Source organism: Salmonella sp. 32120201201600049SM, from assembly GCF_017572835.1.
GTDB lineage: Bacteria > Pseudomonadota > Gammaproteobacteria > Enterobacterales > Enterobacteriaceae > Salmonella > Salmonella enterica.
Window position 1 is genome coordinate 1 of record NZ_JAGESA010000021.1, and the last position, 26411, is coordinate 26411.

Genomic DNA, 26411 nt, shown 5'->3' on the forward strand with positions numbered 1-26411 from the left:
GGTGGCGTATATTACGCTTTCCTCTTTCAGAGTCAACCCTGAATTTCAGGATTTTTCTCTTCAACCGACCGGCTGTTTGTGTGAAGTGATTCACATCCGCCGTGTCGATGGAGGCGCATTATAGGGATCCCATTTTTTTGCACAAGCGTTTTTTGGATCTTTTTTTCTGTTTGTTGATTTTTCATCCCTTTCGCTCCATTCCTGCGCAAAGTGGCGATTTTTTGATGCTATCTCCCCTTGCACAACGCCGTTAAAGCAACCAAAGTCTTCATGACTATTCATTTATGATGAGGTAGACATGTCTGACACATTACGTCCTTATAAGGATCTTTTTCCTGAAATCGGTCAGCGCGTGATGATCGATACCAGCAGCGTGGTTATTGGTGATGTCCGTCTGGCGGATGATATCGGGATCTGGCCGCTTGTGGTGATTCGCGGCGATGTGAATTACGTTGCGATAGGGGCTCGTACGAACATTCAGGATGGCAGCGTTCTTCACGTAACCCACAAGTCTCCATCCAATCCACACGGCAACCCATTAATCATTGGCGAAGATGTTACCGTTGGCCATAAAGTTATGCTGCACGGCTGTACCATCGGTAACCGCGTACTGGTCGGTATGGGCTCCATTGTGCTGGATGGCGCGATAATAGAAGATGACGTAATGATTGGTGCGGGAAGCCTGGTGCCGCAGCACAAACGGCTGGAAAGCGGCTATTTATATCTTGGCAGTCCGGTAAAACAGATCCGCCCCCTGAGCGATGCTGAGAGAGCGGGCCTGCAGTACTCCGCCAATAACTATGTAAAATGGAAAGACGACTATCTTTCTCAGGATAACCATATCCAACCGTGATCGTCTTCCTGCTGGGCCAGGATTAATGCTTCAGCCTCTTCTTCCAGGTCCCAGCGATACTCACGAAAAATGGCCAGCCATTGCTCCGCTGTTTCTCCACCAAAGCGATACGCCAGTACATCTTTTTTTATTGCACACGTGAGTTGCATCCCATTAACCAGGGCGGGAAAGATGACAGCGCTGGCGGCAGTATCCCATTCTTCGCGGTCAGGAAATTGTATGGCCTGGTTCACGCTAATAATTCCTGCTGTAGCAGCTTAATTACTGGCTCGACCTGCGGTAATACACCGTGCCAAAGCAAAACGGCATGTGCAGCCTGCCCCACCAGCATTCCCAGCCCATCTGCGTAACGTTTCGCGCCCTGTTGTACACACCAGGAGAGAAATGGCGTATTCCCTTTTTGATAGAACATGTCATAGCAACAGAGGGAAGGATGAATAAGTGACGCCGGAATCGCCGGGATTTCGCCCCGTATGCCGCTGGAGGTCGCATTAATAATCAGGTCAAACTCACAACCATCCAGCTTGTCCATATCCATGGCATGAATGCTGCCGGTATGAGCAAAGATTTTCGCCAACGCTTCGGCACGTGAAGCTGTACGGTTGGTGATAGTGACCGCGCAATCCAAAGAAAGCAGAGGTAACAGCACGCCCCGGGATGCGCCGCCCGCGCCAATCAGCAAAATACGCCATCCTGGGCGGATAAAATTTAAACGTTTGAGATCGCTTAATAAACCGATACCGTCAGTATTGTCGCCAAGCAAACGACCATCTTCCAGCCGCTTTAATGTATTGACTGCTCCCGCCAGCGATGCTCGTTCCGTTAACTCATCCGATCGCGCAAACGCCTCCTCTTTAAAAGGTACTGTGATGTTTGCGCCTTTTCCCCCTGCCGCGAAAAAGGCATCAAGCGTATTAATGAAATTATTAATAGGGGCCAGCACGCGACCATAGGGGTGAACAATATCTAGCTGCTGAGCAAATTGCTGATGAATAAATGGCGATTTGCTGTGCGCAATCGGATTTCCAAAAACAGCATAGGTTTCCATCATATTACCCCTGTCGAAACAGTTCGCCCGTCAGAGCATCGCGAATTTCTGAAGGATTTAGACGCCCACCCGTTGCGCCTTCAACCACCGGAAAATCATCGCCAAATTGCGCACGCACCTCTTCAACGGTACGACATGGCGGTAATCCGCTCAGATTAGCGCTGGTGGAAACCAGCGGTTTGCCATACGCATTGCATAGCGCGACCACCAGCGGGTGATTGGTAACACGAACGGCCAGGGAATCAAAACGTCCCGTGAGCCACCGCGGCGTTGTCGCGGGCGCAGGAAAAACAAACGTTACCGGCCCGGGCCAGCAATCAAATACTGCTTTACGCTGTGCGGCGGTAAGTATGCTGTCATCAATATAAGGTTTTAACTGCTCAAAGCTGGCGGCAATCAAAATGAGTCCCTTATCGACGGGCCGTTGTTTTAACGCCAACAGGCGCGTAACGGCTGTTTCACTATCGGGATCGCAGCCGACGCCGAAAACGGCTTCTGTTGGATAAGCGATGACATTTTCTTTATTCAGGAGATCTACCGCTGCGGCGATAGATCCTGTTGGCAGGTTATTATTCACTTGTTTATTCCACCGGAACCGGCTTTCCACATTGTTTACTGGCGCAAAAGCGCTTCACGCCCTGCGCGGTTTTCTTTTCGATGAGTAGCGGATAATGGCACTCGGGGCATTCCCCCGCAACCGGTGTGAAGTTAATGACGAACTGACATTCCGGGTAGCGATCGCAGGAATGAAAGATTTTACCGTAACGAGAACGGCGCTGGACCAAATGTCCTTGCTGGCAGGCTGGACAGGCTATCGCCGTTTCATCCGGTTTATCAATAACCACTGTATGTTCACATTGCGGATACTGACTGCATCCGATGAACATGCCAAAGCGCCCCTGACGCAGCACCAGTACGGCGCCACACTCAGGACACAGTTGCCCCTCCAGAATTTTAACGATATGCCCGTCCGCCTGACTTTTCAGCGGACGAACGTAATCGCATTCCGGATAGCGAGAACAGCCGAGAAACGGACCATGTTTCCCGGAACGAATTACCAGTTCGGCCCCGCACTGCGGGCAGGGCTCATTTTTACGCACCGAAAACAGTGCTGATTTAGCCATATTCACTCATGCAGCATTAACACCTATCAATGCAGCATACCTTCATTTACCTCAAAGAGTAATTCTTCCATTTGCTGATAGGCGTTTTCACAGCCCGGAATGTTGAATAACACCATCAAAATAACCCATTTCAAGTCTTCCAGGTCAAACTCTGCGGTATCCAGCGCCAGCACACGCTCAATCACCATTTCTCGTGTTTCGAGGTTTAGCACCTGAATCTGCTCAAGGAATAACAGGAACCCCCGGCAACTGGCATCAAGCCTTTCACACTCTTCAACCGTATAAATGCGCATTGAAAGAGGGTCGGAAGCAAGTTGCATGGGTTCCGCGAGGCCATCCTGATAGTCAGCGAGTTTTTCCAGCCACAGCAGCGCATTGTAGATGTCTTCGCGATCAAACCCGGCGTCGGTGAGATCACGCTCCAGTCTGTCCTGATCCACGCGCAGCTCGGCTTCGTTATGGATGTATGTTTCAAACAAATACATTAGTACGTCGAACATGGCTTGCCCTCCTTAATCGGACATAGCCGCCGGGTACAGCTGCGATCCATCCTGCTAACTCCAGTTCGAGTAGCTGAGCCACTACCGCTGGCACAGGTTGGCCGGCACGTTCAGCGACGACGTCAACAGGTGTTACCTCATCTCCTACGTTAGCCAGGAGCTCAGGAAATGGCAATGCCGCCTCATCCTGATTTAGTGAATAAAGTGAATTTTCCGCCGTAGTTGGCAACCAGTGTAAGCCGTATTGCAAATTTTCCAGAATATCCTCCGGCGTCGTCACAAGCGTAGCCCCTTGTTTAATTAACCAGTGCGTGCCTTCGCTTCCCGGACTACCGATAGGACCTGGTAATGCAAAAACGTCCCGTCCCTGTTCAAGCGCGCAGCGCGCCGTCACCAACGAACCGCTGCGCAACGCCGCCTCGATTACCAGCACGCCTTTGCTCAGTCCGCTGATGATACGGTTTCTGCGAGGAAAATTTTGCGGTAGCGGAGGCGTTGAAAGCGGAAATTCTGAGACCACTGCGCCGCCAGTGGCAATCAAGTTTTCAGCCAGCACGGCATGTCGGCGAGGATAAATCTTTGCCAAACCATTCCCTAACACCGCTACACTTTTCCCCCCCATACTCACCGCGGCGTTGTGTGCTACGCCATCAATTCCCCGGGCAAGGCCGCTGGTGATCGTCAAACCGCTTTTCGCAAGGCTTTCGCAAAGCAGACGTCCCCAGCGTTCTCCATACCAGGAGTGGCTCCGGCTTCCTACGACGGCAAGTTGGCAGGTATGCAGACAGGCAGGATCGCCGTCAATAAAAATAGCGCCGGGATAATCGTCAATAGCACGCAGTTGGGGAGGATAAATCTCGCTATCCGCACACAGAAAATGGTGCTGCGGTAGTTCAAGCCAGCGTAATGTCTCATCAAGCACACCTGCTGGAAGCTGTAAAAAACGTTCAGCTTGCCGCGCGGTAAGACCAGCCTCCTGAAGGTGCGTGCGATTTATCTGAGGCTGGCGAATAAGCGAGTTCGCGATGTTCAACATCGCCTCGCCATAAAGGTCGCCGACGTACATTAAACGTAACCAAATTTCGGTACGGGCCATCCTTTCCCTCCCCTGCCACAAGCAGTCTGAACAATCTTTGCGATTGGTCACTGATGCTGTCAATCAGGTGGGGATTTGTCTAGAATAGAGGTAATAATCTTTTCAACTCCTGAACACAACTCTGGATAATTATGTCAGTTTTGCAAGTGTTACATATTCCGGACGAGCGCCTTCGCAAAGTCGCAAAGCCGGTTGAAGAAGTGAATGCAGAAATTCAGCGTATCGTCGATGATATGTTCGAAACGATGTACGCGGAAGAAGGTATCGGTCTGGCCGCAACGCAGGTCGATATCCACCAGCGGATCATCGTGATTGACGTTTCGGAAAACCGCGACGAGCGCCTGGTACTCATTAACCCGGAATTGCTGGAGAAAAGTGGCGAAACGGGTATAGAAGAAGGCTGTCTGTCGATTCCGGAACAGCGCGCTTTAGTGCCGCGCGCCGAGAAAGTGAAAATCCGCGCGCTGGATCGCGACGGCAACCCGTTTGAGCTTGAAGCGGATGGTTTGCTGGCAATTTGCATTCAGCATGAGATGGATCATCTGGTCGGTAAACTGTTTATCGATTATTTGTCGCCGCTGAAGCAACAACGTATTCGTCAGAAAGTAGAAAAACTCGACCGCCTGAACGCCCGGGCTTAAAGGACAAGAACCAACGTGTCAGATTCACTACGTATTATTTTTGCGGGTACACCTGACTTTGCAGCGCGTCATCTCGACGCGCTGTTAACTTCTGGACATAACGTTGTCGGCGTATTTACCCAACCCGATCGTCCAGCAGGTCGCGGCAAAAAGTTGATGCCCAGCCCGGTAAAAGTGCTGGCGGAAGAAAAAGGCCTGCCCGTTTTCCAGCCCGTGTCGCTTCGTCCTCAGGAAAACCAGCAACTGGTTGCTGACTTACATGCCGACGTCATGGTTGTCGTAGCATATGGTCTGATTCTCCCAAAGGCAGTGCTGGATATGCCCCGTCTCGGATGTATCAACGTTCACGGTTCGCTGCTTCCACGCTGGCGCGGCGCGGCGCCTATTCAGCGCTCACTTTGGGCAGGCGATGCGGAAACCGGCGTCACAATTATGCAGATGGATGTAGGGCTGGATACCGGCGACATGCTGTATAAACTTGCGTGCCCGATTACCGCAGAAGATACCAGTGGCTCACTGTATAATAAGTTGGCTGAACTTGGCCCGCAGGGGTTAATTACCACACTAAAACAACTGGCGGACGGCACAGCGACGCCTGAAGCGCAGAATGAAGCGCTGGTCACTCATGCGGAAAAGCTCAGTAAAGAAGAAGCGCGTATCGACTGGTCTCTCTCCGCAGCACAGCTGGAGCGTTGCATTCGCGCCTTTAATCCGTGGCCAATGAGCTGGCTGGAAATCGACGGCCAGCCGGTAAAAGTCTGGCAGGCATCCGTCATAGAGGACGCCACGCAGTCGCTGCCGGGAACCATTCTGGCCGCGACGAAACAGGGCATTCAGGTTGCAACAGGCAAGGGGATATTAAATTTGCTTTCGCTTCAGCCTGCTGGCAAAAAAGCGATGAGCGCCCAGGATCTGTTAAATTCACGCAGGGAATGGTTTATTCCTGGTAACCGTCTTGCCTGACGGTCACGTCTTTATACGCCCGGTGTTACCGGGCATTTTTATTTTATACATATGAAAAAACAAAACAATTTACGTAGTCTGGCGGCACAGGCCGTTGAACAGGTCGTCGAGCAGGGACAATCATTAAGTAATGTGCTCCCGCCGCTGCAACAAAAAGTCGCCGATAAAGACAAAGCGCTACTTCAGGAGCTGTGCTTTGGCGTCCTGCGCACCCTTTCACAGCTGGAATGGCTGATCAATAAGCTGATGTCTCGTCCAATGACCGGCAAGCAGCGTACAGTGCATTACTTAATTATGGTCGGCTTTTATCAGTTGCTGTACACCCGCGTTCCTCCCCATGCGGCGCTGGCTGAAACCGTTGAAGGCGCGGTCGCCATCAAACGTCCGCAGTTGAAAGGGTTAATTAACGGCGTCCTGCGCCAGTTCCAGCGCCAGCAGGAAACGTTGCTTAATGAGTTTGCGACCAGCGATGCGCGCTTTTTACATCCAGGTTGGCTGGTAAAGCGTTTGCAAAATGCTTACCCCACACAGTGGCAACACATTATTGATGCGAATAACCAGCGTCCGCCGATGTGGCTACGTGTAAATCGTACACACCACACCCGCGACGGTTGGCTTGGCTTACTTGAAGACGCAGGCATGAAGGGATATCCCCATCCCGATTATCCCGACGCTGTACGTCTGGAAACGCCAGCTCCGGTACATGCTTTACCCGGTTTTGCTGAGGGTTGGGTAACTGTCCAGGATGCCTCTGCGCAGGGATGTGCGGTTTTTCTCGCTCCTCAGAACGGTGAGCACATTTTAGACTTGTGCGCCGCGCCCGGCGGTAAAACCACGCATATTCTCGAAGTGGCCCCCGAAGCAGACGTGTTGGCGGTTGATATTGATGAACAACGCCTCTCCCGCGTTTACGACAACCTAAAGCGTCTTGGGATGAAAGCGACAGTTAAACAAGGGGATGGACGTTATCCCGCCCAATGGTGCGGCGAGCAGCAGTTTGACCGTATTCTGCTGGATGCGCCCTGCTCCGCAACCGGCGTCATTCGCCGTCATCCAGATATCAAATGGCTGCGTCGCGATCGCGATATCGCGGAACTGGCGCAATTACAGGCGGAAATTCTTGATGCCGTCTGGCCGCGCCTGAAGCCCGGCGGGACGCTGGTTTACGCCACCTGTTCCGTACTGCCGGAAGAAAACCGCGATCAGATCAAAGCCTTTTTGCAACGCACTCCCGATGCCGCGCTCAGCGAAACGGGAACACCTGATCAGCCAGGACAGCAGAATCTGCCGGGCGGCGAAGAAGGTGATGGGTTCTTTTACGCTAAGCTAATCAAGAAGTGATGAGATAACGGGCCACGACTGATGAAAATTATCATACTGGGCGCAGGGCAAGTTGGCGGAACACTGGCGGAAAACCTGGTCGGCGAAAACAACGACATCACGGTGGTTGATACCAACGGCGAACGATTACGCAGTTTGCAAGATAAGTTCGATCTACGCGTAGTTCAGGGGCATGGTTCGCATCCCCGCGTGTTGCGCGAAGCGGGCGCTGACGATGCGGATATGCTGGTCGCTGTCACCAGTTCAGATGAAACTAATATGGTTGCCTGTCAGGTAGCCTATTCACTCTTCAACACTCCAAACCGTATCGCCCGTATTCGCTCCCCGGACTATGTTCGCGATGCGGATAAACTCTTTCATTCTGAAGCGGTTCCGATTGATCATCTGATCGCGCCGGAGCAGTTGGTTATCGATAATATTTATCGTCTGATCGAGTATCCGGGAGCATTACAGGTTGTAAACTTTGCTGAAGGGAAAGTCAGTCTGGCAGTAGTAAAAGCCTACTATGGCGGTCCACTAATAGGTAACGCGCTCTCGACAATGCGAGAGCATATGCCGCATATCGATACTCGCGTTGCCGCAATTTTCCGCCATGACAGACCAATCCGTCCTCAGGGCTCGACTATCGTGGAAGCAGGGGATGAAGTCTTCTTTATTGCGGCTTCACAGCATATCCGTGCAGTAATGAGCGAATTACAGCGTCTGGAAAAACCCTACAAGCGCATCATGCTGGTGGGCGGCGGCAATATCGGCGCCGGGCTGGCAAGGCGTCTGGAAAAAGACTATAGCGTTAAATTGATCGAACGCGATCAACAACGCGCCGCAGAATTGGCTGAGAAACTGCAAAACACGATCGTCTTTTTTGGCGACGCCTCCGATCAGGAATTGCTGGCGGAGGAGCATATTGATCAGGTTGATCTCTTTATCGCGGTCACTAACGATGATGAAGCCAATATCATGTCCGCGATGTTGGCTAAGCGGATGGGCGCCAAAAAAGTGATGGTGTTGATTCAGCGTCGAGCTTATGTCGATCTTGTGCAGGGTAGCGTTATAGATATTGCGATTTCTCCGCAGCAGGCCACCATCTCTGCATTACTGAGCCATGTGCGTAAAGCGGATATCGTCGGCGTTTCCTCACTACGTCGCGGGGTTGCCGAAGCCATCGAAGCCGTCGCGCACGGCGATGAAAGCACTTCCCGCGTGGTTGGCCGCGTCATTGACGAAATAAAACTGCCACCAGGCACCATTATTGGCGCGGTCGTTCGTGGTAATGATGTCATGATCGCTAATGACAATTTGCGCATTGAACAAGGCGATCACGTCATTATGTTTTTGACCGATAAAAAGTTTATTACCGACGTCGAACGTCTGTTCCAGCCAAGTCCTTTCTTCCTCTAATTTAAGGGGCGCTCATTCAGCGCCCTTTTTAATTCCCTTTATTTATCAAGGTTTAATTTATTTCGCTAAACAGAAGCCGTAAATGGAAAATGCCTTAGCATTTGTTAAACTTATAACGTCAGCTGCATAGGGAGAATAAAAATGAGTTTTATTAAAGAATTTCGCGAATTCGCGATGCGCGGGAATGTTGTGGATTTGGCAGTGGGTGTCATTATTGGCGCGGCATTCGGTAAGATTGTTTCTTCACTGGTTGCCGATATCATTATGCCGCCGTTGGGATTGTTAATCGGCGGGATCGACTTTAAACAATTTGCTTTTACGTTACGCGAAGCGCAGGGAGATATTCCGGCGGTCGTCATGCATTACGGCGTGTTTATCCAGAACGTATTTGATTTTGTGATTGTGGCCTTTGCTATCTTTGTTGCCATTAAGCTTATCAACAGACTCAACCGTAAAAAAGCAGAAGAGCCGGCAGCTCCGCCAGCGCCTTCTAAAGAGGAAGTGTTATTGGGCGAAATCCGCGATCTGCTGAAAGAACAAAATAACCGTTCTTAATAAGCAGAAGGCCAGTGGTAAAAAAGTCACTTACTTTCTTGCCACTGGCCTCCCAGTTCCCTCGATTACCGTGTTTACCTTTACGCAGATAACTTCCTTTGCCTTTCTTATTTTTTTCAACGCGTTGCCTGAAAAGGGGATCGTGTAACAATGCCTCGATGGCATTGTCCTTTATCTGCCCTTTCTTATGTTGATAACGACTCATAATGTCTCCCGATTGTATAAATTAACGGCGCGAGTGTAGCCCCGCCGGTTCAATAAATCAACATCCTGATTTCGCTCCACTGGCCCCCTGTTCCAGGGCTTCCAGAATGGAACAATAGACGCTACTGTGGGCCGTTCCGCAACAAGCATCATTAAGCCTTTGTAACGAACGCTGCATCGTTTGCAGTTCCGCAATCCTGGCTTCAACCTCCTGCAATCGCTCTTGCACAATACTTTTTGACTCCTGACAGGTATGGTGCTCAGGATCAATTCGGATCGATAAAAGTTCGCGGATCGACTCAAGCGTGAAACCCAACTGCCGAGCATAACGAATAAACTTGAGACGCTGCAGATCGTTTTCAGTATATAGACGAAACCCGCCTTCAGTACGTACCTCATGATCCATCATCTGCTGTTTTTCATAGTAGCGAATGGTATCAGGCGTTACGTCTGCCAGCTTTGCCAGCTCACCAATGCGATACATACAAGCTCCGTTAATTATCGTTGATTTTATGCAGCAGTTTTTCCGCATACTCACCGTGTAAAAAGTCGGTACTCAACCCAGCCTGCCGAAGTTTTAGTTCAAGCAGTGAGAGCTGGCGACTAACCTGATGGTATCGAGGGTCATCTTCCCGGATACTGTTGAGGATATCAAGTAACTGAATAGCATCTCTGCGCTGCTCCAGTTCAGGGGGAAGACAGCCCGCATTCTTGAGTAAGCGATAACCCGCACGAAGTTCCGCCGGCACATGAGAATCATCATCCAGAATAAGCGGCTCGCCGCGGCCAGGCAAATTATCAAACTCGCCTTTACGCTGTGCCTCGATAATATGACGCTCTGCCCACTGGTCAAGTAACCACATACGTCGCTCCAGGGATTGAACGAAAAGAATACAATTATTGTAGATATGTGGGGTTCAGGAGGGTATAAAAAAACCCGCCGAAGCGGGTTTTTTTACGTTACTACAGATTACTCTGCAGCAGCTTCTGTTTTCTCTGAACGATCAACCAGCTCGATGTATGCCATCGGCGCGTTGTCGCCTGCACGGAAGCCACACTTCAGAATGCGAGTGTAACCACCGGCGCGGCTCGCGAAACGCGGGCCCAGCTCGTTAAACAGTTTTGCCACGATCTCGTTATCACGAGTACGGGCGAATGCCAGACGACGATTAGCAACGCTATCAGTCTTGGCAAGAGTAATCAGCGGCTCAACTACGCGACGCAGCTCTTTCGCTTTAGGCAGGGTCGTCTTGATGATTTCATGACGAACCAGTGAACCTGCCATGTTGCGGAACATAGCCTGGCGATGGCTGCTGTTGCGGTTCAGTTGACGACCACTCTTACGATGGCGCATGACCTTATCCTTCTCAGTAAAACCTTAACCTGTGATCCGGTTACTCGTCAGCGATGCTTGCCGGTGGCCAGTTTTCCAGGCGCATACCCAGAGACAGTCCACGGGAAGCCAGCACGTCTTTAATCTCGGTAAGAGATTTTTTACCCAGGTTAGGCGTCTTAAGAAGCTCAACCTCGGTACGCTGTACCAGATCACCGATATAGTGGATAGCTTCTGCCTTGAGGCAGTTAGCAGAGCGGACAGTCAATTCCAGATCGTCAACAGGGCGCAGCAGGATCGGATCGAATTCTGGTTTCTCTTCTTTCACTTCCGGTTGACGTACATCACGTAAATCAACGAAAGCTTCCAGTTGTTCAGCCAGGATGGTTGCCGCACGACGAATCGCCTCTTCAGGATCGATTGTGCCGTTGGTTTCCATTTCGATGACCAGCTTGTCCAGGTCGGTACGCTGTTCTACACGCGCTGCTTCAACATTGTAGGCAATACGCTCTACAGGGCTGTAGCAGGCGTCGACCAGCAGACGGCCGATTGGGCGCTCATCTTCTTCCGAATGAATTCGGGTAGAAGCCGGCACATAACCACGACCGCGCTGAACTTTGATACGCATACTAATAGACGCGTTTTCATCGGTCAGGTGGCAGATCACGTGCTGCGGCTTGACGATTTCGACATCCCCATCATGGGTGATATCGGCTGCAGTCACAGGGCCAATGCCAGATTTATTCAAGGTAAGAATAACTTCATCTTTACCCTGAACTCTCACCGCCAGCCCTTTCAGGTTGAGCAGGATTTCCAGGATGTCTTCCTGAACGCCTTCTTTGGTGCTGTACTCATGTAGTACACCATCAATCTCAACCTCGGTCACCGCGCAACCCGGCATCGATGAGAGCAGAATACGGCGCAGTGCGTTACCCAGAGTATGGCCGAAGCCACGCTCTAAAGGCTCAAGGGTCACCTTGGCGTGCGTCGAACTCACTTGCTCGATATCTACCAGGCGCGGTTTTAGAAACTCTGTCACAGAACCCTGCATTGTGTCCTCTCTTTGGTACTAAGCTTTACTTGGAGTAAAGCTCGACGATCAGGTGTTCGTTAATGTCCGCAGACAGATCAGAACGCTCAGGCTTACGCTTGTACGTACCTTCCATCTTGCCAGCATCAACTTCCAGCCAGGTTGGCTTTTCACGCTGCTCAGCCAGCTCCAGAGCGGCTTTCACGCGAGACTGCTTCTTCGCTTTCTCACGAATGCTAACAACGTCATTCGGACTAACCTGATAAGAAGCGATGTTAACAACACGACCGTTTACCATAATTGCTTTATGGCTAACCAACTGACGTGCTTCTGCACGAGTGGCGCCGAAGCCCATACGGTATACAACGTTGTCCAGACGACCTTCCAGCAGAGCCAACAGGTTTTCACCGGTGTTGCCTTTCAGACGTGCTGCTTCTTTGTAGTAGTTACGGAACTGACGCTCCAGCACACCGTAAATGCGGCGAACTTTTTGCTTTTCACGCAACTGCACACCATAGTCAGACAGACGCGGCTTACGCGCACCGTGCTGGCCAGGAGCTTGTTCAATTTTACACTTGGTATCGATCGCGCGAACGCCAGACTTAAGGAATAAGTCGGTGCCCTCACGACGGCTCAGCTTGAGCTTAGGACCCAAATATCTTGCCATTTTCTTTCTCCAACTAACCTGGAAAACGAAGCGTTATACGCGACGTTTTTTCGGCGGACGACAACCGTTATGAGGGATCGGAGTCACATCAGTAATATTAGTGATGCGGAAACCAGCGGCGTTCAGAGCACGAATAGTAGATTCGCGGCCTGGACCCGGACCTTTAACCATAACTTCCAGATTCTTGATACCGTATTCTTTCACGGCGTCAGCGCAACGCTCTGCTGCAACCTGAGCTGCAAACGGAGTGGATTTGCGAGAACCACGGAAACCGGAACCACCGGCTGTTGCCCAACCCAGCGCATTACCCTGACGATCGGTAATAGTCACGATGGTGTTGTTGAAAGAAGCATGGATATGAGCCACGCCGTCAGAGACTTGTTTTCTTACACGTTTACGTGCGCGAACTGGTGCCTTTGCCATTATTCAATCACCCCGATTATTTCTTGATCGGTTTGCGCGGACCCTTACGGGTACGAGCGTTGGTCTTGGTACGCTGACCGCGAACCGGGAGACCACGACGATGACGCAAACCGCGATAGCAACCAAGATCCATCAGGCGCTTGATGCTCATGCTGATTTCACGGCGCAGATCACCTTCAACGACAAATTTGGCAACTTCGTCACGCAGCGTGTCGATTTGTTCTTCAGACAGCTCACTGATCTTAACATTTTCAGCGATACCCGCTGCAGCCAGGATGGCTTTAGAACGGGTCTTGCCGACACCGTAGATCGAAGTTAACGCGATCACGGCGTGTTTCTGATCAGGAATGTTAATGCCTGCTATACGGGCCACTATGCACTCCTACTATTTAATATGTACGTACCATGCTGAAAAGCCCGTTTTCAGGATACTCAAATGGAAACGTACAGACATACAAAAGATTGGCTGGCTAATCTAGCCAGCTCAACCCAACTTTGCAAGAAAAATATGCGAAAAAATCAGCCTTGGCGCTGTTTATGCTTCGGCTCGGCACTGCAAATCACACGGATGACACCATCACGCTTAACGATTTTGCAGTTACGGCATAATTTCTTGACGGAAGCACGAACTTTCATTTTTACTCTCCGTAACTTCTCAGGCGACCAATTAACGGCCGTAGCCTTTCAGGTTCGCCTTCTTCAATGCAGACTCATACTGACTGGACATCATCAGAGTTTGCACTTGAGCCATAAAGTCCATAATCACGACAACAACGATAAGCAGTGAGGTCCCACCGAAGTAGAACGGCACTTTCATTGCATCACGCATGAACTCCGGGATCAGGCAGATAAAGGTAATATACAGCGCACCAACCAGGGTCAGGCGGGTCATTACTTTATCGATATACTTCGCCGTTTGCTCTCCCGGACGAATTCCTGGTACAAATGCACCGGACTTCTTCAGGTTATCTGCTGTTTCACGCGGGTTGAAAACCAACGCCGTGTAGAAGAAACAGAAGAAGATGATTGCAGACGCATAGAGTAACACATAAAGCGGTTGCCCAGGCTGCAAATACAGCGAAATTGTTGTCAGCCAGTTCCAACCAGTACCGCCCCCGAACCATGACGCGATGGTCGCCGGGAACAGAATAATACTGGAAGCGAAGATTGCCGGGATTACCCCCGCCATATTCACTTTCAGCGGTAAATGTGTGCTCTGTGCAGCATAGACACGACGACCTTGCTGACGTTTGGCGTAGTTTACCACAATACGGCGTTGACCACGTTCAACGAATACTACAAAGAACGTCACTGCAAATACTAATACTGCAACCAACAGCAACACGAGGAAGTGCAGGTCGCCTTGACGCGCTTGCTCGATAGTATGGGCAATGGCTGGCGGGAGTCCCGCAACGATACCAGCGAAGATGATGATTGAGATACCGTTACCGATACCGCGCTCAGTAATCTGTTCGCCGAGCCACATCAGGAACATCGTCCCTGTAACCAGACTTACAACAGCGGTGAAATAGAATGCAAAGCCTGGATTCATCACCAGGCCCTGCATACCAGGCATATTCGGCAAACCGGTAGCAATACCGATCGACTGGAATATCGCCAGCACCAGAGTACCGTAACGGGTGTACTGGCTGATCTTACGACGACCAGACTCCCCTTCTTTCTTAATTTCTGCCAGCGTTGGATGAACCACCGTCAACAGCTGGATAATGATCGACGCCGAAATATACGGCATGATCCCCAGGGCAAAGATAGAAGCACGGCTGAGAGCACCACCAGAGAACATGTTAAACATTTCAATGATGGTGCCTCGCTGTTGCTCAAGCAGTTTGGCAAGTACAGCGGCATCAATACCAGGGATCGGAATAAAAGAGCCAATACGGAACACAATCAGCGCGCCGATAACAAACAGCAGTCTGCGTTTCAGCTCACCTAAGCCACCTTTGGCACTTTGAAAATCTAATCCCGGTTGTTTAGCCATCTGCTACTTATTCCTCGATTTTACCGCCAGCAGCTTCGATAGCAGCACGAGCGCCTTTAGTAACACGCAGGCCACGAACAGTTACCGGAGTAGTGACTTCGCCAGCCAGGATCACTTTCGCGAACTCGATCTGGATACCGATAATGTTTGCCGCTTTCAGCGTGTTCAGGTCTACAACGCCGCCTTCTACTTTCGCCAGGTCAGACAGACGAACTTCGGCTGTAATCGCTGCTTTGCGAGAAGTGAAGCCGAATTTCGGCAGACGACGGTACAGAGGCATCTGACCACCCTCGAAACCGCGACGTACGCCACCGCCAGAACGAGACTTCTGACCTTTGTGACCACGACCACCGGTTTTACCGAGGCCAGAACCGATACCACGACCCAGGCGTTTACCCGCCTTTTTGGAGCCTTCGGCCGGAGACAGAGTATTTAAACGCATCTCTTACTCCTCAACTTTAACCATGAAGGAAACCGCGTTGACCATACCACGAACAGCAGGAGTATCCTCGCGCTCTACGGTGTGGCCAATACGACGCAGACCCAGGCCAAGCAGCGTTGCCTTGTGTTTCGGCAGACGACCGATTGCACTGCGGGTTTGAGTAATTTTAATAGTCTTTGCCATGGTTTATTTCCCCAGAATTTCTTCAACGGATTTACCACGCTTGGCAGCGACCATTTCTGGAGAATTCATATTTTCCAGGCCATCAATAGTTGCACGAACCACGTTGATCGGGTTGGTGGAACCGTATGCTTTAGCCAGAACGTTATGAACCCCAGCAACTTCCAGAACGGCGCGCATTGCACCACCGGCGATGATACCGGTACCTTCGGAAGCTGGCTGCATGAATACACGAGACCCCGTGTGAACACCTTTAACCGGGTGCTGCAGGGTGCCGTTGTTCAGCGCGACGTTAATCATATTGCGACGGGCTTTTTCCATCGCTTTCTGGATCGCTGCTGGAACTTCACGCGCTTTACCGTAACCAAAACCTACGCGACCGTTACCATCGCCTACTACAGTCAGAGCTGTGAAGGAGAAAATACGACCACCTTTAACGGTTTTAGATACGCGGTTTACCGCGATCAGCTTTTCCTGCAGTTCGCCAGCTTGTTTTTCGATGTGAGCCATCTTACACCTCTACCTTAGAACTGAAGGCCAGCTTCACGGGCAGCATCTGCCAGTGCCTGGACACGACCATGATATTGGAACCCGGAACGGTCAAAGGACACATCTTTGATGCCTTTTTCCAGAGCGCGTTCAGCGACAGCTTTACCCACAGCTGCAGCCGCGTCTTTGTTACCGGTGTACTTCAGTTGTTCAGCGATAGCTTTTTCTACAGTAGAAGCAGCTACCAGAACTTCAGAACCGTTCGGTGCAATTACCTGTGCGTAAATATGACGCGGGGTACGATGTACCACCAGGCGAGTTGCGCCCAGCTCTTTGAGCTTGCGGCGTGCGCGGGTCGCACGACGGATACGAGCAGATTTCTTATCCATAGTGTTACCTTACTTCTTCTTAGCCTCTTTGGTACGCACGACTTCGTCGGCGTAACGAACACCCTTGCCTTTGTAAGGCTCAGGACGACGGTAGGCGCGCAGATCTGCTGCAACCTGACCGATCACCTGCTTATCAGCGCCTTTCAGCACGATTTCAGTTTGAGTCGGACATTCAGCAGTAATACCTGCCGGCAGCTGATGGTCAACCGGGTGAGAGAAACCTAAAGACAGGTTTACTACATTCCCTTTAACCGCTGCACGATAACCTACACCAACCAGCTGCAGCTTCTTAGTGAAGCCTTCGGTAACACCGATAACCATTGAGTTCAGCAGGGCACGCGCGGTACCAGCCTGTGCCCAACCGTCTGCGTAACCATCACGCGGACCGAAGGTCAGTGCATTATCTGCATGTTTAACTTCAACAGCATCGTTGAGAGTACGAGTCAGCTCGCCGTTTTTACCTTTGATCGTAATAACCTGACCGTTGATTTTGACATCAACGCCGGCAGGAACAACGACCGGTGCTTTAGCAACACGAGACATTTTTTCCTCCGATTAGGCTACGTAGCAGATAATTTCGCCACCAAGACCAGCCTGGCGCGCTGCACGATCAGTCATAACACCTTTAGAGGTAGAAACAACTGCGATACCCAGACCGGCCATAACTTTCGGCAGCTCATCTTTACGTTTGTAGATGCGCAGACCTGGGCGGCTGACACGCTGAATGCTTTCTACAACAGCTTTACCCTGGAAATACTTAAGAGTCAGTTCCAGTTCCGGCTTGGTGTCGCCTTCAACTTTAAAATCTTCAATAAAACCTTCTTCCTTCAGCACGTTGGCAATTGCCACTTTCAGCTTGGAGGAAGGCATGGTGACCGCAGCTTTGTTCGCGGCCTGACCGTTACGGATACGGGTCAGCATATCCGCGATCGGATCTTGCATGCTCATCTGTCTTTACTCCCGTGATTCAATTGGTGACAATTACCAGCTAGCCTTTTTCAGACCCGGAATTTCACCGCGCATAGCGGCTTCACGGACCTTAATACGGCTCAACCCGAACTTCCGCAGGAAAGCGTGCGGACGACCAGTTTGACGGCAGCGGTTACGCTGACGTGACGGGCTGGAATCACGCGGCAGAGTCTGCAGCTTAAGAACCGCATTCCAACGATCTTCGTCGGTTGCGTTCACATCAGAGATGATCGCTTTCAGTTCAGCGCGTTTCGCGAAGTATTTATCAGCTAAAGCTACGCGTTTTACTTCGCGTGCTTTCATTGATTGCTTAGCCATTTAGTAACCCTACCTTACTTGCGGAACGGGAAGTCAAAGGCAGCCAGCAGAGCACGGCCTTCTTCGTCAGATTTCGCAGTAGTGGTAATGGTAATATCCAAACCACGAACGCGGTCGACTTTATCGTAGTCGATTTCTGGGAAGATGATCTGCTCACGGACACCCATGCTGTAGTTACCACGACCATCGAATGACTTAGCGGACAAGCCACGGAAGTCACGGATACGAGGAACAGCAATAGTGATCAGGCGCTCAAAGAACTCCCACATGCGTTCGCCACGCAGAGTTACTTTACAGCCGATCGGATAGCCCTGACGGATTTTGAAGCCTGCAACAGATTTGCGTGCTTTGGTGATCAACGGTTTTTGACCGGAGATTGCTGTCAGGTCTGCTGCTGCGTTATCCAGCAGTTTCTTGTCAGCGATCGCTTCACCAACACCCATGTTCAGGGTGATCTTCTCGACCCGAGGGACTTGCATGACAGAATTGTAGTTAAACTCAGTCATGAGTTTGTTAACTACTTCGTCTTTGTAGTAATCATGCAGTTTCGCCATCGTACTACTCCAAATTACTTGATAGTTTCGCTGTTAGACTTGAAGAAACGGACTTTTTTGCCGTCTTCGAATCTAAAGCCTACACGGTCAGCCTTGCCGGTTGCCGCATTGAAGATTGCAACGTTAGAAACCTGAATTGCAGCTTCTTTTTCAACGATGCCGCCCGGTTGGTTCAGAGCCGGAACCGGCTTCTGGTGTTTCTTAACCAGGTTGATACCTTCAACAATGACCTTGCCGGAAGACAGGACATTCTTAACTTTACCGCGTTTACCTTTATCTTTACCGGTTAACACGATAACTTCGTCATCACGACGGATTTTCGCTGCCATGATTCGCTCCTTAGAGTACTTCTGGTGCCAGAGAGATAATTTTCATGAACTTCTCGTTACGAAGTTCACGAGTTACCGGCCCAAAAATACGCGTACCGATAGGCTGCTCGCTGTTATTGTTTAAAATAACGCATGCATTACCATCGAAGCGAATGACAGAACCGTCCGGGCGACGAACACCCTTCTTGGTGCGCACCACTACCGCCTTCAGCACATCACCTTTTTTGACCTTACCACGCGGAATCGCTTCTTTGATGGTGATCTTAATGATGTCGCCTACGCCTGCGTAGCGACGGTGCGAGCCACCCAGAACCTTGATACACATTACGCGACGTGCACCGGAGTTGTCGGCGACGTTCAGCATAGTCTGTTCTTGGATCATTTTAGTGCTCCGCTAATGTCAACTACTACTGAGACCCGAAAATCAGGTCGTTAAAAAAACCCCATATCGAGGGCGCGGCATTATAACACCGCAAATCAGATATGGGTAGAAAAAATAAACGGCCCATCGCTGAGCCGTTTATTCGTTGAGAATGCGTACTGTATTACAGAACCGCTTTCTCTACAACGCGAACCAGAGTCCAGGATTTAGTCTTGGACAGCGGACGGCATTCGCGGATTTCAACCACGTCGCCGATACCGCATTCGTTGTTCTCGTCATGTACGTGCATTTTGGTCGTACGCTTGATGAATTTACCGTAGATCGGGTGTTTCACAAAACGTTCGATAGCAACAACAATGGATTTCTCCATTTTGTCGCTAACCACGCGACCTTGCAGAGTACGGATTTTATCGGTCATTACGCACCCGCCTTCTCAGTCAGTAAAGTCTTAACGCGTGCGACATCACGACGCACTTGCTTCAACAGGTGAGACTGTTGCAGCTGGCCACTTGCAGCCTGCATACGCAGGTTGAACTGCTCACGCAGCAGGTTCAGTAGCTCGGTGTTCAGCTCTTCAACGCTCTTCTCACGCAGCTCTTTTGCTTTCATTACATCACCGTCTTAGTTACAAAGGTGGTTTTAATCGGCAGTTTCGCTGCTGCCAGCTTGAATGCTTCACGGGCCAGCTCTTCCGGTACGCCGTCCATTTCATACAGGACTTTACCCGGCTGAATCAAGGCAACCCAATACTCCACGTTACCTTTACCTTTACCCATACGCACTGCCAGCGGCTTTTCAGTGATCGGTTTGTCCGGGAATACACGGATCCAGATCTTACCTTGACGCTTAACTGCACGGGTCATAGCACGACGTGCTGCTTCGATCTGACGGGCAGTCAGACGACCACGGCCAACAGCTTTCAGGCCGAAGCTGCCGAAGCTAACATCCGCGCCTGCAGCCAGACCACGGTTGCGGCCTTTGTGCATTTTACGGAATTTTGTACGCTTTGGTTGTAACATCAGCGACGCTCCTTATTTACGGCCTTTACGCTGCTGCTTTTTCGGTTGAGCAGCCGGTTTTTCCGGTTGTTCAACAGCAGCCATACCACCCAGGATCTCGCCTTTGAAGATCCACACTTTAACGCCGATTACACCATAAGTGGTGTGCGCTTCAGAGGTGTTGTAGTCGATGTCAGCACGCAGAGTGTGCAGCGGTACGCGACCTTCGCGGTACCATTCGGTACGTGCGATTTCCGCGCCGCCCAGACGGCCGCTAACTTCAACTTTGATACCTTTAGCGCCCAGACGCATGGCGTTCTGTACAGCACGCTTCATCGCACGACGGAACATAACGCGACGTTCCAGCTGAGAAGTGATGCTGTCAGCAACCAGTTTAGCGTCCAGTTCAGGTTTACGAACTTCGGCGATGTTGATCTGTGCAGGAACGCCAGCGATATCCGCTACGACCTTACGCAGTTTTTCTACGTCTTCACCTTTTTTACCGATAACGATACCCGGGCGAGCGGTGTGAATAGTCACACGGATGCTCTTAGCCGGACGCTCGATAACGATACGAGATACAGACGCTTTAGCCAGTTCCTTCGTCAGGTACTGACGTACTTTAAAATCGCTGTCCAGGTTGTCAGCGAATTCTTTGGTGTTCGCAAACCAGGTAGAGTTCCATGGTTTTACAATACCCAGGCGAATACCATTAGGATGTACTTTCTGACCCATTGCTAGTCTCCAGAGTCTCAGCGATCGGACACAACCACAGTGATGTGGCTGGTGCGCTTCAGGATGCGATCTGCACGACCTTTTGCACGCGGCATAATGCGCTTCATGCTCGGGCCTTCGTCTACGAAAATTTTCGTAACTTTCAGATCGTCAATGTCAGCGCCATCGTTGTGTTCAGCGTTAGCAATGGCAGATTCCAGAACTTTCTTGACCAGTACAGCCGCTTTCTTGTTGGTGTAGGTCAGAATATCCAGAGCCTGCGACACTTTCTTACCGCGAATCAGGTCAGCAACAAGGCGAACCTTCTGAGCAGAAGAACGAGCATGGCGATGTTTAGCGATAGTTTCCATCTCTTCCTCCTACCTTATTTCTTCTTCGCTTTTTTATCAGCAGCGTGGCCGCGATAAGTACGAGTCGGTGCGAATTCACCCAGTTTGTGACCGACCATTTCGTCGGAAACAAATACCGGAACGTGCTGACGACCATTATGGACAGCGATGGTCAAACCGATCATGTTAGGAAAGATCGTTGAACGACGGGACCAGGTGCGCAGGGGCTTCTTGTCTCCGCTTTCCACCGCTTTCTCTACCTTCTTCAGCAAGTGCAGGTCAATAAAAGGACCTTTCTTGAGAGAACGTGGCATGGCTTATCCTCTAAAATTATTTGCTACGGCGACGTACGATGAATTTATCAGTACGCTTGTTGCTGCGGGTCTTCTTACCTTTGGTCTGAACGCCCCACGGAGTTACCGGGTGCTTACCAAAGTTACGACCTTCACCACCACCATGTGGGTGGTCTACTGGGTTCATCGCAGTACCGCGAACGGTAGGACGAACGCCACGCCAGCGTGCAGCACCTGCTTTACCCAGAACGCGCAGCATATGCTCAGCATTGCCAACTTCGCCCAGGGTTGCACGGCAGTCTGCTTCGACTTTACGCATTTCACCAGAACGCAGACGCAGGGTGACATAAGCGCCATCGCGAGCAACGATCTGAACGTAAGTACCAGCGGAACGCGCCAGCTGACCGCCTTTACCTGGTTTCATTTCTACGTTATGAACGGTAGAACCAACCGGGATATTGCGCATCGGCAGGGTGTTGCCTGCTTTGATTGCAGCATCAACGCCAGACTGAATCTGGTCGCCAGCTTTCAGGCCTTTAGGGGCCAGGATGTAACGGCGTTCGCCGTCTTTGTACAGAACCAGCGCGATGTTCGCGGAACGGTTCGGATCGTACTCAAGACGTTCAACAACTGCCGGAATACCGTCTTTGTTGCGTTTGAAGTCAACAATACGATAAGCCTGTTTGTGACCACCACCGATATGACGAGTGGTGATACGGCCATTGTTGTTACGACCACCGGATTTGCTGTTTTTTTCAACCAGCGGAGCAAAAGGTTTGCCCTTGTGCAGCTCTGGGTTGACCACTTTAACGACGTGGCGACGACCCGGAGATGTCGGTTTACATTTAACAACTGCCATTGTATTACTCCTCCGACTTACTCAGCGCCGCCGACGAAGTCCAGATTCTGGCCTTCTTTCAGGGTGACGTAAGCTTTTTTCCAGTCGCTACGACGACCGATACGCTGTCCGTGACGTTTAACTTTCCCTTTAACTACCAGGGTGTTAACGACTTCGACTTCGACTTCAAACAGTTTCTGCACAGCAGCTTTGATTTCTGCTTTGGTCGCGTCTTTAGCAACTTTGAGAACGATGGTGTTGGTTTTTTCCATCGCAGTAGACGCTTTTTCAGAAACGTGCGGTGCGCGCAGCACCTTCAGCAGACGTTCTTCACGAATCATGCCAGCATCTCCTCAACTTGCTTAACAGCATCAGCAGTCATTACGACTTTGTCGAAGGCGATCAGGCTAACCGGGTCGATACCAGTCGCATCGCGTACGTCAACCTTGTGCAGGTTACGTGCGGCCAGGAACAGGTTCTCGTCCAGCTCACCGGTGATGATCAGCACATCTTCCAGAGCCATGTCTTTCAGTTTCTGTGCCAGCAGCTTAGTTTTCGGCGCTTCTACAGAGAACTTCTCGACAACGATCAGACGATCCTGACGTACCAGTTCGGACAGGATGCTTTTCAGCGCGCCGCGGTACATCTTCTTGTTAACTTTTTGACTGTGGTCCTGCGGACGAGCAGCGAAGGTCACGCCACCGGAACGCCAGATCGGGCTCTTGATAGAACCTGAACGCGCACGGCCAGTGCCTTTCTGGCGCCACGGTTTTTTACCGGAACCAGTTACTTCAGCACGAGTCTTCTGAGCACGAGTACCCTGACGAGCACCAGCTGCATAAGCAACAACAACCTGGTGAACCAGCGCTTCGTTGAAATCACGACCGAAGGTAGTTTCGGAAACAGTCAGCGCGCTCTGCGCGTCTTTCAATACTAATTCCATTGCTATCCCCTTACGCCTTCACAGCTGGTTTAACGATCAGGTCGCAACCGGTTGCACCCGGAACACCACCCTTAACCAGCAGCAGGTTGCGCTCAGCGTCAACGCGTACTACGTCAAGGCTCTGAACGGTTACGCGCTCATTACCCATCTGACCTGCCATTTTCTTGCCTTTGAACACTTTGCCCGGAGTCTGGTTCTGACCGATAGAACCCGGAACGCGGTGAGACAAGGAGTTACCGTGAGTAGCGTCCTGGGTACGGAAGTTCCAGCGCTTAACGGTACCAGCGAAACCTTTACCTTTAGAGGTACCGGTTACGTCAACTTTTTTAACGTCAGCAAACAGTTCAACGCTGATGCTCTGACCTACGGTGTATTCTTCGCCTTCAGCCAGACGGAATTCCCACAGACCACGGCCAGCTTCTACGCCAGCTTTAGCAAAGTGACCCGCTTCCGGCTTGGTGACACGGTTAGCTTTTTTAGCACCCGTAGTAACCTGAACAGCGCGGTAGCCATCGTTAGCCAGGTCTTTAACCTGAGTAACACGGTTTGCTTCAACTTCGATTACGGTTACTGGGATAGAGACGCCATCTTCAGTGAAGATGCGGGTCATACCCACTTTTTTACCGACTAAACCAATCATTGTATCAACCTCTCAATCGCTCGATGACCTGATTAACCCAGGCTGATCTGCACGTCTACACCGGCAGCCAGGTCCAGACGCATCAGAGCATCAACGGTTTTCTCGGTTGGCTCAACGATGTCAACCAGACGCTTGTGAGTGCGAATTTCGTACTGATCGCGCGCATCTTTGTTAACGTGCGGAGAGATCAGAACGGTAAAGCGCTCTTTGCGGGTCGGCAGCGGGATCGGACCGCGAACCTGCGCACCAGTGCGCTTGGCAGTCTCGACGATTTCCGCGGTTGATTGATCGATCAGACGATGATCAAACGCTTTCAGGCGGATACGGATTCTTTGGTTCTGCATGAGACCAGAGCTCCAATTATTTTATAAACGAAAATGATTACTCCTCACACCCATTACGATTGATGGGAGAGTGTAACCGTTCTTACGTAGCTCCCCGATTGGGAGCATTGTTAAATAGCCAAATCGGCTATTCGAGGTTCAAATCGAACCTGCCGTCAATTACGACAAGCCCGCGCATTATACGTAAATCTCAGCCTGACGCAAGTGTCGGATAGAAATTAAGCGCTTTATTCTTATGCGAGCATGATTCCAGATGGTACGCATGGAATGGCAACGCGCATCTTTTCTTTGGAAGGCATCAGGCAAACCTGGCAATACGTCGTTGCCGCTGTCGCATAAATCTACAAAGGTGAGCACAAGCCTTGACGAGGATTTGCTTATGTTTGTTGCCCTCCCCTTTCTCATTTTTTATGCGTCGTTCTCTTTATTACTTGGCATATACGACGCGCGTACCGGTCTGCTGCCTGACCGGTTTACCTGTCCATTACTGTGGGGTGGTCTGCTTTATCACCAGATTTGCCTGCCGGAGCGTTTACCGGATGCGCTTTGGGGTGCTATCGCCGGCTATGGCGGATTCGCGTTAATTTACTGGGGCTATCGCCTGCGTTATCAGAAAGAGGGGCTTGGATATGGCGACGTCAAGTACCTCGCTGCCTTAGGGGCGTGGCATTGTTGGGAAACACTGCCGTTACTGGTTTTCCTTGCCGCTATGTTGGCCTGTGGCGGGTTTGGCGTCGCGCTACTGGTGAGAGGTAAATCGGCATTAATAAACCCGCTACCTTTTGGGCCATGGCTGGCGGTGGCGGGTTTCATAACAGGTTGGAAAGTTTTCTTTCCAGACGGTTAATCGGTAACCTTAATTTGTGATTGCAGATAATTTTGCATACCAAGTTTGGCAATCAAATCCAGCTCAGTTTCCAGCCAGTCGATGTGGCCTTCCTCGTCGGCAAGAATTTCAATCATCATATCCCGGCTGACATAATCATGAACGCTATCGGCATAGGCTATTGCCTCACGTAGATCTTTTGCGCCTTCCAGTTCGAGCCGGAGATCCGATCGTAGCATCTCTTCGACATCTTCACCGATGCCCAGCTTGCCCAGATCCTGTAGGTTCGGTATGCCTTCCAGAAATAAAATACGCTCAATATACTTATCGGCGTGTTTCATCTCATCAATGGATTCATGGTACTCAACATCATTAAGCCGGGTCAGCCCCCAGTTTTTGAACATACGGGCATGAAGAAAATACTGATTAATTGCGACAAGCTCATTTCCCAATAGTTTATTGAGATAATTTATGATTTTAACATCACCTTTCATTTTATAGTCCCTCCGCTTCCACTCTCTAGAGCGTAGATGGGGCTACAGGGATGTCAAAAAAAAGAGTGTGACTCAGGCGATCTCTTTAAATTCCGGCATTTGCGTTAACTCATCCTGCATCACTTCTCGCGCGGCGCGAATACACTTACCACATTGATTTCCCACAGGAATAAATTTACGCAACTGTTGAAATGACTGCGGATGAAATTGTCGTACAGCCTGGCGGATTTTTTTATCGCTTATACCATTACACAAACAAACGTACATGATCGCTCCCGTTCAATTTCCGCACAAAGTGTAAATGAGAATGGTTATGATTACAATAGCACAAAGCGATTTACGCCACGGGAGAAGCGTTAAAAAAGGCTAATAAATATAACAGCGGCTAAATAGCAGGCAACAAAAAGGGCGCCGAAGCGCCCTCTTCAATTCAAAACTAATTAACGAGTAATTAGCCCAGAACTTTAGCAACAACGCCCGCGCCAACAGTACGGCCGCCTTCACGGATTGCGAAACGCAGACCGTCGTCCATTGCGATCGGGTGGATCAGGGTAACAACCATTTTGATGTTGTCGCCCGGCATTACCATCTCTACGCCTTCCGGCAGTTCGATGGTACCAGTCACGTCAGTAGTACGGAAGTAGAACTGCGGACGGTAGCCTTTGAAGAACGGAGTATGACGGCCGCCTTCATCTTTGGACAGAATGTACACTTCAGATTCGAACTTGGTGTGCGGCTTGATGG

General features: G+C 50.6%; 46 protein-coding genes and 1 pseudogene. 7 read left to right on the plus strand and 40 right to left on the minus strand.

Annotation, left to right across the window (positions count from 1 at the left end; all coding sequences use genetic code 11):
• Nucleotides 1-298 precede the first annotated feature (298 nt).
• On the plus strand, nucleotides 299-853 hold the full coding sequence (locus tag J4650_RS22190) for a gamma carbonic anhydrase family protein (RefSeq protein ID WP_023994024.1): 555 nt from the start codon (nucleotides 299-301) through the stop codon (nucleotides 851-853).
• Here J4650_RS22190 and J4650_RS22195 read toward each other — a convergent pair.
• From J4650_RS22195 to dprA, 6 genes are read right to left on the minus strand one after another with little or no spacing between them, the layout of a single operon-like run.
• Nucleotides 829-1086: a DUF1488 domain-containing protein gene (locus J4650_RS22195; RefSeq protein WP_001070575.1), complete on the minus strand. Its 258-nt coding sequence runs from the start codon at nucleotides 1084-1086 to the stop codon at nucleotides 829-831. The genes J4650_RS22190 and J4650_RS22195 overlap by 25 nt on opposite strands.
• On the minus strand, nucleotides 1083-1901 hold the full coding sequence (aroE, locus tag J4650_RS22200; RefSeq protein ID WP_023994025.1) for a shikimate dehydrogenase: 819 nt from the start codon (nucleotides 1899-1901) through the stop codon (nucleotides 1083-1085). The genes J4650_RS22195 and aroE overlap by 4 nt, the downstream gene beginning before the upstream one ends.
• 4 nt (nucleotides 1902-1905) lie before the next feature.
• Complete coding sequence (gene tsaC, locus J4650_RS22205) at nucleotides 1906-2478, minus strand: L-threonylcarbamoyladenylate synthase type 1 TsaC (protein WP_001063613.1); 573 nt, start codon at nucleotides 2476-2478, stop codon at nucleotides 1906-1908.
• Nucleotides 2479-2482: 4 nt separating this feature from the next.
• Nucleotides 2483-3025, minus strand: coding sequence for a type I DNA topoisomerase (locus J4650_RS22210; protein ID WP_001129708.1), 543 nt, complete (start codon nucleotides 3023-3025; stop codon nucleotides 2483-2485).
• A gap of 26 nt (nucleotides 3026-3051) precedes the next feature.
• A complete protein-coding gene (gene smg / locus J4650_RS22215; protein ID WP_000460663.1) occupies nucleotides 3052-3525 on the minus strand; it encodes a DUF494 family protein Smg in 474 nt (157 codons plus the stop codon).
• The gene (gene dprA, locus J4650_RS22220; protein WP_023994026.1) at nucleotides 3497-4621 is read right to left on the minus strand and encodes a DNA-protecting protein DprA; all 1125 of its coding nucleotides are present in this window, start codon (nucleotides 4619-4621) and stop codon (nucleotides 3497-3499) included. Before dprA ends, smg begins: the two co-directional genes overlap by 29 nt.
• Nucleotides 4622-4752: 131 nt before the next feature.
• On the opposite strand from dprA, the gene def reads away from it, so the two are divergent.
• From def to mscL, 5 genes are all read left to right on the plus strand, one after another.
• Nucleotides 4753-5262: a peptide deformylase gene (gene def, locus J4650_RS22225; RefSeq protein ID WP_000114987.1), complete on the plus strand. Its 510-nt coding sequence runs from the start codon at nucleotides 4753-4755 to the stop codon at nucleotides 5260-5262.
• A 15-nt stretch (nucleotides 5263-5277) separates the two neighbouring features.
• A complete protein-coding gene (gene fmt, locus J4650_RS22230) occupies nucleotides 5278-6225 on the plus strand; it encodes a methionyl-tRNA formyltransferase (RefSeq protein WP_001285174.1) in 948 nt (315 codons plus the stop codon).
• A gap of 51 nt (nucleotides 6226-6276) precedes the next feature.
• Nucleotides 6277-7566, plus strand: a complete 1290-nt coding sequence (gene rsmB, locus J4650_RS22235) for a 16S rRNA (cytosine(967)-C(5))-methyltransferase RsmB (RefSeq protein WP_023994027.1) — start codon at nucleotides 6277-6279, stop codon at nucleotides 7564-7566.
• Between the two features lie 21 nt (nucleotides 7567-7587).
• Entirely contained in the window at nucleotides 7588-8964 is a 1377-nt protein-coding gene (trkA, locus tag J4650_RS22240) for a Trk system potassium transporter TrkA (protein WP_000691374.1), read from the plus strand.
• A 141-nt stretch (nucleotides 8965-9105) separates the two neighbouring features.
• Entirely contained in the window at nucleotides 9106-9519 is a 414-nt protein-coding gene (mscL, locus tag J4650_RS22245) for a large-conductance mechanosensitive channel protein MscL (protein ID WP_000008119.1), read from the plus strand.
• Here the strand turns inward: mscL and J4650_RS22250 are convergent.
• From J4650_RS22250 to rpsJ, 31 genes are all read right to left on the minus strand, one after another.
• The gene (locus J4650_RS22250; RefSeq protein ID WP_001543084.1) at nucleotides 9455-9724 is read right to left on the minus strand and encodes an alternative ribosome-rescue factor A; all 270 of its coding nucleotides are present in this window, start codon (nucleotides 9722-9724) and stop codon (nucleotides 9455-9457) included. The two genes, mscL and J4650_RS22250, sit on opposite strands and share 65 nt — an antisense overlap.
• A 57-nt stretch (nucleotides 9725-9781) precedes the next feature.
• The gene (zntR, locus tag J4650_RS22255; protein ID WP_000285588.1) at nucleotides 9782-10207 is read right to left on the minus strand and encodes a Zn(2+)-responsive transcriptional regulator; all 426 of its coding nucleotides are present in this window, start codon (nucleotides 10205-10207) and stop codon (nucleotides 9782-9784) included.
• Nucleotides 10208-10217: 10 nt separating this feature from the next.
• Nucleotides 10218-10586 carry a DUF1992 domain-containing protein gene (locus J4650_RS22260; protein WP_000266515.1) on the minus strand — a complete coding sequence of 123 codons (369 nt, stop codon included), beginning with the start codon at nucleotides 10584-10586 and terminating at the stop codon, nucleotides 10218-10220.
• A gap of 107 nt (nucleotides 10587-10693) precedes the next feature.
• The gene (gene rplQ, locus J4650_RS22265; protein WP_001216370.1) at nucleotides 10694-11077 is read right to left on the minus strand and encodes a 50S ribosomal protein L17; all 384 of its coding nucleotides are present in this window, start codon (nucleotides 11075-11077) and stop codon (nucleotides 10694-10696) included.
• Between the two features lie 40 nt (nucleotides 11078-11117).
• Complete coding sequence (gene rpoA, locus J4650_RS22270) at nucleotides 11118-12107, minus strand: DNA-directed RNA polymerase subunit alpha (RefSeq protein ID WP_001162094.1); 990 nt, start codon at nucleotides 12105-12107, stop codon at nucleotides 11118-11120.
• Nucleotides 12108-12132: 25 nt separating this feature from the next.
• Nucleotides 12133-12753, minus strand: coding sequence for a 30S ribosomal protein S4 (gene rpsD, locus J4650_RS22275; RefSeq protein ID WP_000135226.1), 621 nt, complete (start codon nucleotides 12751-12753; stop codon nucleotides 12133-12135).
• 33 nt (nucleotides 12754-12786) lie between these two features.
• Nucleotides 12787-13176: a 30S ribosomal protein S11 gene (gene rpsK, locus J4650_RS22280; protein WP_001029758.1), complete on the minus strand. Its 390-nt coding sequence runs from the start codon at nucleotides 13174-13176 to the stop codon at nucleotides 12787-12789.
• A 16-nt stretch (nucleotides 13177-13192) separates the two neighbouring features.
• Nucleotides 13193-13549, minus strand: coding sequence for a 30S ribosomal protein S13 (rpsM, locus tag J4650_RS22285; protein ID WP_000090780.1), 357 nt, complete (start codon nucleotides 13547-13549; stop codon nucleotides 13193-13195).
• 146 nt (nucleotides 13550-13695) lie between these two features.
• The gene (gene rpmJ / locus J4650_RS22290) at nucleotides 13696-13812 is read right to left on the minus strand and encodes a 50S ribosomal protein L36 (RefSeq protein WP_000868187.1); all 117 of its coding nucleotides are present in this window, start codon (nucleotides 13810-13812) and stop codon (nucleotides 13696-13698) included.
• 31 nt (nucleotides 13813-13843) lie between these two features.
• Nucleotides 13844-15175 carry a preprotein translocase subunit SecY gene (gene secY, locus J4650_RS22295; protein ID WP_001118864.1) on the minus strand — a complete coding sequence of 444 codons (1332 nt, stop codon included), beginning with the start codon at nucleotides 15173-15175 and terminating at the stop codon, nucleotides 13844-13846.
• Between the two features lie 7 nt (nucleotides 15176-15182).
• Complete coding sequence (gene rplO, locus J4650_RS22300; protein WP_001238917.1) at nucleotides 15183-15617, minus strand: 50S ribosomal protein L15; 435 nt, start codon at nucleotides 15615-15617, stop codon at nucleotides 15183-15185.
• Nucleotides 15618-15620: 3 nt separating this feature from the next.
• The gene (gene rpmD, locus J4650_RS22305; protein ID WP_001140434.1) at nucleotides 15621-15800 is read right to left on the minus strand and encodes a 50S ribosomal protein L30; all 180 of its coding nucleotides are present in this window, start codon (nucleotides 15798-15800) and stop codon (nucleotides 15621-15623) included.
• A gap of 3 nt (nucleotides 15801-15803) precedes the next feature.
• Nucleotides 15804-16307, minus strand: coding sequence for a 30S ribosomal protein S5 (gene rpsE / locus J4650_RS22310; RefSeq protein ID WP_000940121.1), 504 nt, complete (start codon nucleotides 16305-16307; stop codon nucleotides 15804-15806).
• 14 nt (nucleotides 16308-16321) lie between these two features.
• Nucleotides 16322-16675 carry a 50S ribosomal protein L18 gene (gene rplR, locus J4650_RS22315; RefSeq protein ID WP_000358956.1) on the minus strand — a complete coding sequence of 118 codons (354 nt, stop codon included), beginning with the start codon at nucleotides 16673-16675 and terminating at the stop codon, nucleotides 16322-16324.
• Nucleotides 16676-16684: 9 nt separating this feature from the next.
• A complete protein-coding gene (gene rplF / locus J4650_RS22320; protein ID WP_000091939.1) occupies nucleotides 16685-17218 on the minus strand; it encodes a 50S ribosomal protein L6 in 534 nt (177 codons plus the stop codon).
• A 12-nt stretch (nucleotides 17219-17230) separates the two neighbouring features.
• Entirely contained in the window at nucleotides 17231-17623 is a 393-nt protein-coding gene (gene rpsH, locus J4650_RS22325; protein ID WP_000062611.1) for a 30S ribosomal protein S8, read from the minus strand.
• A gap of 33 nt (nucleotides 17624-17656) precedes the next feature.
• Complete coding sequence (rpsN, locus tag J4650_RS22330; protein ID WP_001118932.1) at nucleotides 17657-17962, minus strand: 30S ribosomal protein S14; 306 nt, start codon at nucleotides 17960-17962, stop codon at nucleotides 17657-17659.
• Between the two features lie 14 nt (nucleotides 17963-17976).
• A complete protein-coding gene (rplE, locus tag J4650_RS22335) occupies nucleotides 17977-18516 on the minus strand; it encodes a 50S ribosomal protein L5 (protein WP_001096206.1) in 540 nt (179 codons plus the stop codon).
• 14 nt (nucleotides 18517-18530) lie between these two features.
• Nucleotides 18531-18845, minus strand: a complete 315-nt coding sequence (gene rplX / locus J4650_RS22340) for a 50S ribosomal protein L24 (RefSeq protein WP_000729185.1) — start codon at nucleotides 18843-18845, stop codon at nucleotides 18531-18533.
• Nucleotides 18846-18855: 10 nt separating this feature from the next.
• Complete coding sequence (gene rplN, locus J4650_RS22345) at nucleotides 18856-19227, minus strand: 50S ribosomal protein L14 (protein ID WP_000613954.1); 372 nt, start codon at nucleotides 19225-19227, stop codon at nucleotides 18856-18858.
• Nucleotides 19228-19390: 163 nt separating this feature from the next.
• Entirely contained in the window at nucleotides 19391-19645 is a 255-nt protein-coding gene (rpsQ, locus tag J4650_RS22350; RefSeq protein ID WP_000130101.1) for a 30S ribosomal protein S17, read from the minus strand.
• Complete coding sequence (gene rpmC, locus J4650_RS22355; RefSeq protein ID WP_000644742.1) at nucleotides 19645-19836, minus strand: 50S ribosomal protein L29; 192 nt, start codon at nucleotides 19834-19836, stop codon at nucleotides 19645-19647. Before rpmC ends, rpsQ begins: the two co-directional genes overlap by 1 nt.
• Nucleotides 19836-20246, minus strand: coding sequence for a 50S ribosomal protein L16 (rplP, locus tag J4650_RS22360; protein WP_000941208.1), 411 nt, complete (start codon nucleotides 20244-20246; stop codon nucleotides 19836-19838). The genes rpmC and rplP overlap by 1 nt, the downstream gene beginning before the upstream one ends.
• 12 nt (nucleotides 20247-20258) lie before the next feature.
• Complete coding sequence (gene rpsC, locus J4650_RS22365; RefSeq protein ID WP_000529945.1) at nucleotides 20259-20960, minus strand: 30S ribosomal protein S3; 702 nt, start codon at nucleotides 20958-20960, stop codon at nucleotides 20259-20261.
• Nucleotides 20961-20977: 17 nt separating this feature from the next.
• A complete protein-coding gene (gene rplV / locus J4650_RS22370) occupies nucleotides 20978-21310 on the minus strand; it encodes a 50S ribosomal protein L22 (RefSeq protein WP_000447529.1) in 333 nt (110 codons plus the stop codon).
• Nucleotides 21311-21324: 14 nt separating this feature from the next.
• Entirely contained in the window at nucleotides 21325-21603 is a 279-nt protein-coding gene (gene rpsS, locus J4650_RS22375) for a 30S ribosomal protein S19 (RefSeq protein ID WP_001138115.1), read from the minus strand.
• 16 nt (nucleotides 21604-21619) lie between these two features.
• Nucleotides 21620-22441 (minus strand): 50S ribosomal protein L2, encoded by an 822-nt coding sequence (gene rplB / locus J4650_RS22380; protein WP_000301869.1) that lies wholly within the window; start codon nucleotides 22439-22441, stop codon nucleotides 21620-21622.
• 17 nt (nucleotides 22442-22458) lie between these two features.
• Nucleotides 22459-22761: a 50S ribosomal protein L23 gene (gene rplW / locus J4650_RS22385; protein ID WP_000617546.1), complete on the minus strand. Its 303-nt coding sequence runs from the start codon at nucleotides 22759-22761 to the stop codon at nucleotides 22459-22461.
• Nucleotides 22758-23363: a 50S ribosomal protein L4 gene (gene rplD / locus J4650_RS22390; protein WP_000424395.1), complete on the minus strand. Its 606-nt coding sequence runs from the start codon at nucleotides 23361-23363 to the stop codon at nucleotides 22758-22760. The genes rplW and rplD overlap by 4 nt, the downstream gene beginning before the upstream one ends.
• A gap of 10 nt (nucleotides 23364-23373) precedes the next feature.
• The gene (rplC, locus tag J4650_RS22395; protein WP_000579838.1) at nucleotides 23374-24003 is read right to left on the minus strand and encodes a 50S ribosomal protein L3; all 630 of its coding nucleotides are present in this window, start codon (nucleotides 24001-24003) and stop codon (nucleotides 23374-23376) included.
• Nucleotides 24004-24035: 32 nt separating this feature from the next.
• A complete protein-coding gene (gene rpsJ, locus J4650_RS22400) occupies nucleotides 24036-24347 on the minus strand; it encodes a 30S ribosomal protein S10 (RefSeq protein WP_001181005.1) in 312 nt (103 codons plus the stop codon).
• A 379-nt stretch (nucleotides 24348-24726) separates the two neighbouring features.
• Between rpsJ and hopD the strand changes: the two genes are divergently transcribed.
• Nucleotides 24727-25194 carry an A24 family peptidase gene (hopD, locus tag J4650_RS22405; RefSeq protein ID WP_000495848.1) on the plus strand — a complete coding sequence of 156 codons (468 nt, stop codon included), beginning with the start codon at nucleotides 24727-24729 and terminating at the stop codon, nucleotides 25192-25194.
• Here hopD and bfr read toward each other — a convergent pair.
• From bfr to tuf, 3 genes and pseudogenes are all read right to left on the minus strand, one after another.
• Nucleotides 25191-25667: a bacterioferritin gene (bfr, locus tag J4650_RS22410; protein ID WP_000675530.1), complete on the minus strand. Its 477-nt coding sequence runs from the start codon at nucleotides 25665-25667 to the stop codon at nucleotides 25191-25193. The two genes, hopD and bfr, sit on opposite strands and share 4 nt — an antisense overlap.
• A 72-nt stretch (nucleotides 25668-25739) precedes the next feature.
• A complete protein-coding gene (gene bfd, locus J4650_RS22415) occupies nucleotides 25740-25934 on the minus strand; it encodes a bacterioferritin-associated ferredoxin (protein ID WP_000289082.1) in 195 nt (64 codons plus the stop codon).
• Nucleotides 25935-26118: 184 nt separating this feature from the next.
• A pseudogene (gene tuf, locus J4650_RS22420) lies at nucleotides 26119-26411 on the minus strand (elongation factor Tu); the annotation flags it as partial.